The sequence below is a fragment of the Hyphomonas sp. genome (assembly GCF_037969335.1).
Classification (GTDB): Bacteria; Pseudomonadota; Alphaproteobacteria; order Caulobacterales; family Hyphomonadaceae; genus Hyphomonas.
Genome location: NZ_JBBKXE010000125.1, coordinates 1 through 6,989 on the forward strand (window position 1 = coordinate 1; position 6,989 = coordinate 6,989).

At 60.6% G+C, this 6,989-nt stretch carries 8 protein-coding genes; 1 reads left to right on the forward strand and 7 read right to left on the reverse strand.

What is annotated here, in order from left to right:
* The 4 genes from AADA04_RS09200 to AADA04_RS09215 form a co-directional block, all read right to left on the reverse strand.
* Nucleotides 1–725 (reverse strand): mechanosensitive ion channel domain-containing protein (locus AADA04_RS09200; protein ID WP_340692962.1); only part of this gene is annotated, 725 nt, incomplete at its 3' end.
* Nucleotides 726–818: 93 nt separating this feature from the next.
* The gene (locus AADA04_RS09205) at nucleotides 819–1,373 is read right to left on the reverse strand and encodes an rRNA large subunit pseudouridine synthase E (protein ID WP_340692963.1); all 555 of its coding nucleotides are present in this window, start codon (nucleotides 1,371–1,373) and stop codon (nucleotides 819–821) included.
* 4 nt (nucleotides 1,374–1,377) lie between these two features.
* Complete coding sequence (kdsA, locus tag AADA04_RS09210; RefSeq protein WP_340692964.1) at nucleotides 1,378–2,226, reverse strand: 3-deoxy-8-phosphooctulonate synthase; 849 nt, start codon at nucleotides 2,224–2,226, stop codon at nucleotides 1,378–1,380.
* Nucleotides 2,227–2,672: 446 nt separating this feature from the next.
* Nucleotides 2,673–3,200 (reverse strand): RcnB family protein, encoded by a 528-nt coding sequence (locus AADA04_RS09215; protein ID WP_340692965.1) that lies wholly within the window; start codon nucleotides 3,198–3,200, stop codon nucleotides 2,673–2,675.
* Between the two features lie 104 nt (nucleotides 3,201–3,304).
* On the opposite strand from AADA04_RS09215, the gene arfB reads away from it, so the two are divergent.
* Complete coding sequence (arfB, locus tag AADA04_RS09220) at nucleotides 3,305–3,739, forward strand: alternative ribosome rescue aminoacyl-tRNA hydrolase ArfB (protein ID WP_340692966.1); 435 nt, start codon at nucleotides 3,305–3,307, stop codon at nucleotides 3,737–3,739.
* Here the strand turns inward: arfB and AADA04_RS09225 are convergent.
* The 3 genes from AADA04_RS09225 to AADA04_RS09235 all read right to left on the reverse strand — a co-directional run.
* Nucleotides 3,736–4,479 (reverse strand): DsbA family protein, encoded by a 744-nt coding sequence (locus tag AADA04_RS09225; RefSeq protein WP_340692967.1) that lies wholly within the window; start codon nucleotides 4,477–4,479, stop codon nucleotides 3,736–3,738. The genes arfB and AADA04_RS09225 overlap by 4 nt on opposite strands.
* Nucleotides 4,480–4,575: 96 nt before the next feature.
* Entirely contained in the window at nucleotides 4,576–6,009 is a 1,434-nt protein-coding gene (locus AADA04_RS09230) for a M48 family metalloprotease (RefSeq protein ID WP_340692968.1), read from the reverse strand.
* Between the two features lie 92 nt (nucleotides 6,010–6,101).
* On the reverse strand, nucleotides 6,102–6,989 hold an 888-nt coding region (locus tag AADA04_RS09235; protein ID WP_340692969.1), incomplete at its 5' end, for an ABC transporter ATP-binding protein.

The window sequence follows — 6,989 nt, forward strand, 5'->3', positions numbered from 1 at the left end:
GTTGAACGGAAGTTGATCTTCTCCACCGTGCCCTCGACCACGCCATCGACGCGAATCCACTCGCCCGGAATGAAGCGTTTTTCGGCGATGATGAGGATGCCGGAGATGAGGTTCTTGAACAGATCCTGCGCGCCCAGGCCGACGGCAATGCCGAGTACACCGAGGCCAGCCAGTAGCGGTGCGATCTGGATGCCCCATTGATCGGCTACAGCGCCGAGGCCGAGAATGACGAGGATGATTTGAAGCGCTTTCACCATCCAGTCGACGGCTGCTGATGACAGTGCGTCGCGCAGGTTGCCCAGAATGAACTCGAACGCATTTACCGCGCGCGCCAGTGTCCAGAATACGACCAATGTGATGATGGATCGCAGGATGCGGGTGACGTAGACCTCGGCATCTCCCGAAATATCCGTGACCTGCAGGGCGATATAGATGCCGATAATGACAGGTACAAGCTTCAGCGGTGTCGAGACCGAATCGACGAGCGCGTCATCGAGCCTTGTCTTCGTACCGGACGTGAGACGCATGACGGTTGTCGCAACAATTCGTGCAAACAGGCCACGGACCATGAGCGCGATCAACACGATGACGACTGACGTGAAAATCTCGCCATAGGTCAGGCCATAGGCCCCCTGGTTCCAGATGGTCCCGATATAGATGACGGTATCTTTCGCCCATTGCGGCGCGTTTTCGTCGAACCATGTTGGGAGGGTAATGATGGCCAAGGAAATCTCCTGGGTGATGTCCGGTTGCAGGATCGATGAGGGGGGTACGCTGTCTGCTAGCTTGGCTGCGGGCGCGTGTGAAGGGCGTGGCGGTTAGACGGCAATGGGGCGCCACTCGCCGGGGCGAAGTTCCCCCAGGCGCCAATCGCCTACCTGCGCTCGGATGAGGCGCAGGGTGGGGTGGCCGACGGCGGCGGTCATGCGGCGGACCTGGCGGTTGCGGCCCTCGGTAATCGTCAGGCTGATCCAGCTGTCGGGCACGGACTTTCTGAAACGAATCGGCGGATCGCGGGGCCATAGGTTCTCGGGTTCCGGAATGGACTCGGCCTTGGCGGGAGCGGTCTTGCCGTCCTTCAGCACCACACCGGAACGCAGCGCTTGCAGGGCAGCATCATCAGGCAGACCTTCAATTTGAGCCCAATAGGTTTTCGGTTGCTTGAATTTCGGGTCGCTGATGCGGTTCTGCAGCTGGCCGTCGTCGGTGAGGACGAGCAGGCCTTCACTGTCCTGGTCGAGTCGGCCGGCGGCATAGACGCCGGGCACATTGATGAAATCAGACAAGGTCTTGCGCGGCGATCCTGTGGTGCCGGCATCGGTGAATTGCGACAGCACGCCGTACGGCTTGTTGAACAGGATCAGGCGCGACATGAGCCTATCCTTGGACCACTTCGTGCAGGGCCTTGAGTTGCGCCAAAAGGGCCTTCGCTTCCGATACCGGCAGGCAGCTCGGCGCGTCGCAGAGGGCGGCGTCAGGGTCGGTGTGAAATTCAAGGAATACGCCATCGGCACCCGCAGCCACGGCGGACTTGGCAATGATTGCCACGCCGTCGCGTCGGCCGCCCGTCGAAGCGCCGCCGGTGCGGGGGTCGGCGCCGGGCAGCTGAACGGCATGGGTGGCGTCGATGGTGACGGGGCAGCCGAGCTTCTGCATTTCCGGAATGCCCAGCATGTCGACGACGAGATTGTTGTATCCGAAGCTGGAGCCGCGCTCGCAGAGGATGACGCCCACATCGGACGCTTCACCGATCTTGGTGACGATGTTCTTTGTGTCCCAGGGCGCGATGAACTGGGCCTTCTTCACCTGAACGATGCCGCCAGCCTTAGCCGTGGCGCGAGCGGTGGCCACGACGAGATCGGTCTGCCGGCAGAGGAAGGCGGGGATCTGGACAATGTCAGCAACGGCGGCAACAGGTTCGGCCTGTTCAGCCGTGTGCAGGTCGGTACAGATCGGCACGTCCAGTTCGGCTTTCACTTCCTTCAGGATTTTCAGGCCTTCTTCCAGCCCTGGTCCCCGATAGGAGTGGATGGAAGAGCGATTGGCTTTGTCGAAGCTCGCCTTGAACACGTAAGGCAGGCCGAGTTCAGCGCAGATGGCTTTCAACTGCGCTCCAACGGTCAGCGCGAGCGCCTTGTTCTCCAGCACGTTCAGACCGGCAATGATGGCGAGTGGCTTTCCCTTGCCGATGGCCCATCCGGATTTCGCGTGAGTCAGCGCTGACATGATCGTCTCTCCAATAAATTCCTGCGCAGGAGATAGCCCTGTTTTGGCGACAAGGTAACCCGCGTCCTTCACGCGCAGAATCAAAGAAGCCGCCCTGTCGAGGGGCGGCTTCCGTGAGCCCATGGGGCAAGTCAGGTCCGGGCGGCGTTACAGCGGCCCTACCATGTCTCTACGTACTGACGGGAGGCTGCTCCAGCCAGACACCATAGGACACAGACCCAACGGCCTCACCTGGTTTCTCACTCGACATGGATCACCTCCTTTCAAACGTGCTGCTTGCACGGACTTTGTCCTGGACCATCCCGGACGACTCGAAGTTAAGCATGATTTGCGCCAATTAAAAGTAAACATGACGCATTTCCGGTGATCTTTTGGACGCCGAAACGGAAAACGCCCGGACGTGGCGTCCGGGCGTTCCTCATGTGCTGGAAATACAGTCAGTTGGGCTAGTTGGTCGCAATCACACCAACGACGAGACCGATGATGGCACCGGTGGCCACGGAGGCGAGGATCGCATCCCCCCGGTCATAATCGCGTGCCCAATAATAACCCCGCGGCGGCGCATAGAGGCCATAGCGATTGTAGTCGCGGATATACACCGTTTGTCCATGGGGGTGGTAGTATCCGCCAACCGAATAGCGCGGCGCGTAGTGGCGGGGCGGCGGAGCGTAATAGCGCGGAGCAGGTGCATAGTAGCGGGGCGGCGGCGCGTAATAGGCGCGTGCAGGCGGCCGGCTATGATAGCGCGGCGGTGGCCGGCGGTAAGTGTCGTGCCGACGGTTGTTGTTGCGATAATTGTCAGAACGGCCACGATCACCGCGATTGCTTCCGCGACCATCATGACCGCGCGAATAATTTCCGCCGCGATTGTCATGGTCGCGTCGTCCTTGGTCGGCGCTCGCGATTGGCGCGGCTAGCAGGCCGACCGTCGCCGTAGCCGCGATGAGGCGTACAAAATGCTTCAACAGATTCATGGCGTTCTCGCCTCCTGTAGATGACCGCACAATGGTGCAATCCTGAGGCAAGTTTTAACGATTGCGGGCTGAACTCCACCTGAACACCATGTTAAGGATCCAGCATGTCCGAATTTGGCGATCTTCGCGTATCAGGTGAATTGACAGTACCCGCCTGGGAACTGAGCGAAGCCTTTGTGCGTGCGTCGGGACCGGGCGGCCAGAACGTCAACAAAGTGTCGTCTGCCGTCCAGCTGACCTGGAATGTCGAGGCGTCTTCCTTGCCGGCAGACGTCAAGGCACGGTTCACGAAGCTCTATGGCAGCCGGATCACGAATGACGGTCGCTTGATCCTCGAGGCGAGCGAGCACCGCAGCCAGCCGATGAACCGCGAGGCTGCTCGCAAGCGTCTCGCCCAGATGATCCTTAAAGCGTCGATCCGTCCGAAGCGGCGCGTCGCGACACGACCGACGGCCGGCAGCGTACGGCGACGCATCGCGTCGAAAAAACGTCGGGGCGAGATCAAGTCCTTGCGCGGCAGCGTCGAGTCCGAGGACTAGCTGCCCAGCACTGCTTTGATGGCCGCGATCAGCTTGGCGGTATCAGCGCCCTCAATATGGGTCTCTCCGACGAAGAATCCTGGTGTGCCGCCAACCCCAAGCGTGCGTCCAAGGTCTTTCATGTCGGAAAGCTGTTTCTGGATTTCCATTGATTTCATGTCGGCGCGCATTTTCTGGACGTTGACGCCAATGGATTCTGCGATGGAATCGATGCGTTTTTCAGTCAGGTCGTCATTGGACTTGAGGTCCATCAAGGCGACGTGCATGGCATTGTACTTGCCCTGCTTGCCAGCCGACAGCGCGGCGAGAGACGCCGTTTCGCTGATGCCGCCAAAGATTGGCAATTCCTTGAACACGACCCGAACCTTGCCGTCATAGTCCTTTGGCATCGCCTGGATCATATCGACCGAGCGCTTGCAGTAGCCGCAGCGATAATCGAAGAATTCTACCACGGTAACCTCGGCATCGTCCGGGCCGATGGAATGGTCGCTGGCAAGGCTGTAAAGCTTGTCCTTGTTACTCTTGATCGCCGTTTTTGCAGCGGAGGCAGCTTCGGCGCGCTGCTGTTCACCGAGGGCGACGAGCGCGTCTTCAATGATCTGGGGATTCGCGGTGATATATTCGCGGACGATTTGCTCGACTTCGGCCCGGTCCATTTTGCCGGAAGAAGAATCCTGCGCGCAGGCTGGTGTCAGGGCGATTGCGGTCAGCGCCGCTGCAGTGAACAGTTTGCGTATCATGGATAGGGCTTTCTCAATTCTTGAATCCGGAGCAATTTCTGGTCCCGTGTATACGACCGGGCCGCACAGCGTCCATTGCCTCTGACAGAAAGTTGATCAGCGTCCGTCAGCAGCGAAATCGCCGAATGGCATGTCGCGACCGCTGGTCTGGACGGAAAACCGGGGACCGCGATTGGCGCGATTGTAGAAATTCCGATTGTCCGGATTGCTGGGGTCGGTGATCAGCAGGATGTCGTCGGCCCGCCGATAGATCGGTGTGCCACGTTCAAGCTGGTCGACGGCGCGGTGGGCAAACATGTTCGCCCGGACGATATCCCCGATTGAATAGGCCGACTCTGCAGTGGCGAGCTGGGCTTCTGCCCGGCGGCCCTGCTTCTCCAGCGTGATGGCCAGTTGCGCCCAGGCAAAGGCGTTTTCAGGTTCGGCAATCAGCGCATCGCGCAGCGCGGATTCGGCTGCTTCGACATCGCCCGGCTCGTCGCGGGCGTTCAGGGACCTTGCATAGTTGATCAGTAGCAAAGGCTGGCCCGGCTTGAGTTCGAGCGAGCGCTTGTGGGGTGCGACGGATTCAGCAGTGCGGCCGCTCTCGAACAGGATCTGGCCCTTCAGTTCGTTAAAATAGGGATTGTCCGGCTGCTCCGCGAGGAGGAGGTCGACCTCCTTGAGGGCAACATCAATGTCGGACGCCTGCATTGCGGCGATGGACCGGGCATAGTGTGCTGGCGCGCTGACGTCGCTGGCGGGGTACTCATTACGCACCTTGTTGGCCGTATCGAGGAAACCAATCAGTTTGGCGCGCATCATCTCGTATTGCAGCTGCTCGCGCGGTGTCGGCGGTTCGTTCATCAGGCCTGATTTTTCGGCCATGTCGCGCACGGCACGAATACGGTCCGACGCGAGCGGGTGTGAACGGAAATAAGGGTAACGACGCGCGTTTGAGAGAACTTCCTGATACCGGAATTTCTCGAAGAATTCGACGATGCCGCCCGTCGATTGGTGCAGCTGTGTCAGGTATTCGACGGCTGCGGCATCGGCCATGGATTCTTCCGTTCGCGTATGAACGAAGAAATTGAGCGCCGAAAATTGCTGGGAACTGCCGATCAGGGCGGCGCCGGCGCCACCTTCTCCGGCGGCAATTGCCAGAATACCGAGACCGATCGAGACGAGCGCCGGACGCGAAGCGACTTCGGCGGCCCGTTGCCGACTGACGCTGTGGCCACAGGCGATATGGCAGGTTTCGTGCGCGATAACGCCCTTGATCTGAGCTGAGGATTCCGCCGCGATGATCAGGCCGGTATGGATATGGATATTCTGGCCGTTCGCGACGAACGCGTTCAGGCTCGGATCATTGATGATGTAGAATCCGACATCCGCTGGTTTAAGGCCCGCGACCGCGAGGATCGGATCGGTCCATTCCCGCAGGGTTTCCTCGATCTCGGCATCGCGGATCAGGCCTTGCGCCGACGCCGTGACAGCAAAGGCGACGGCGGCCAGGGCCGTTGCAGCAATTCGCAGGAAGTGTCGCGCCATGTCAGGCGTCTCCTCTAGGTGATACCAACCCCCTGAACTTAAGCAGCCGCGCCGGTATTGGCGAGGGGGAAGCAACATCCATGACACATTTGTCAGGAATCACCTGACGCGAAGATGAATGCGAGTTCCGGGTCGATCTGTACGCCTGTTTCGACTCCGGCCTCAGGGGCCAGGCTCCTCGGAACCAACGATGTCAGTTGGAGATTCCCGATATTGAGCACCAGCCGCGACATCGGTCCCGTGAGGCGGCTGGCGATGACGCGGGCCCTGACGGGGGCGGACACATCGGGGATCACGCCTTCCGGCCGGATGACGACCAGCGCGTCCGGGGCGACGGGCTGGGCAAGCAGGCCGGCAGGTATGTCACGTCCGGCGATCCGGTTCACCGGTCCGAGCGCGGCGGCGATATCGGCGCCCTGGGGCTTGAGATAGACGTCGCTGGCTTTGCCCTGCTGCAGGATGCGACCGGCCCTCATGATCGCGATATAATCGGCGCTTTCGAGAGCTTCGGCTGGGTCGTGCGTGACGAGCAGCGCCGGGATGCCTGCGGCGCGGACCGCATCGAGCGCTTCCTCGCGTACGCTGCCACGCAGGGACGGGTCGAGGCCGGAAAAAGGTTCATCCATCAGGATGGCGGCGGGCTTGGGCGCAAGGGCACGGGCAATGGCGACGCGTTGCTGCTCGCCACCCGACAGCTCGTGCGGATAGGCGCTGCTTCGAGCACCCAGACCGAGGCGTGACAGCCATTGCGTGGCGACGGCGCGGGCTTCGTCGCGTGGCAGGTGGACAAGGCCGAACGTGGTATTTTGCAGCGCCGTGAGGTGGGGAAAAAGCGCAAAGTCCTGAAAAATCAATCCGATGTGTCGCTTTTCCGGTGGCAGCGTGTGGTCGGGCCTCGACAAGATTGTGTCACCGAGCCGCACTTCGCCTGCATCGACAGGTTCCAGGCCTGCAAACAGGCGTAGCAGGGTGGACTTGCC

What these genes read in the sequence shown, in the direction of transcription:
- kdsA (WP_340692964.1), bottom strand. Translation starts at nt 2,226, where the DNA reads ATGTCAGCGCTGACTCACGCGAAATCCGGATGGGCCATCGGCAAGGGA.
- AADA04_RS09215 (WP_340692965.1), bottom strand. Translation starts at nt 3,200, where the DNA reads ATGAATCTGTTGAAGCATTTTGTACGCCTCATCGCGGCTACGGCGACG.
- AADA04_RS09230 (WP_340692968.1), bottom strand. Translation starts at nt 6,009, where the DNA reads ATGGCGCGACACTTCCTGCGAATTGCTGCAACGGCCCTGGCCGCCGTC.
- AADA04_RS09205 (WP_340692963.1), bottom strand. Translation starts at nt 1,373, where the DNA reads ATGTCGCGCCTGATCCTGTTCAACAAGCCGTACGGCGTGCTGTCGCAA.
- arfB (WP_340692966.1), top strand. Translation starts at nt 3,305, where the DNA reads ATGTCCGAATTTGGCGATCTTCGCGTATCAGGTGAATTGACAGTACCC.
- AADA04_RS09225 (WP_340692967.1), bottom strand. Translation starts at nt 4,479, where the DNA reads ATGATACGCAAACTGTTCACTGCAGCGGCGCTGACCGCAATCGCCCTG.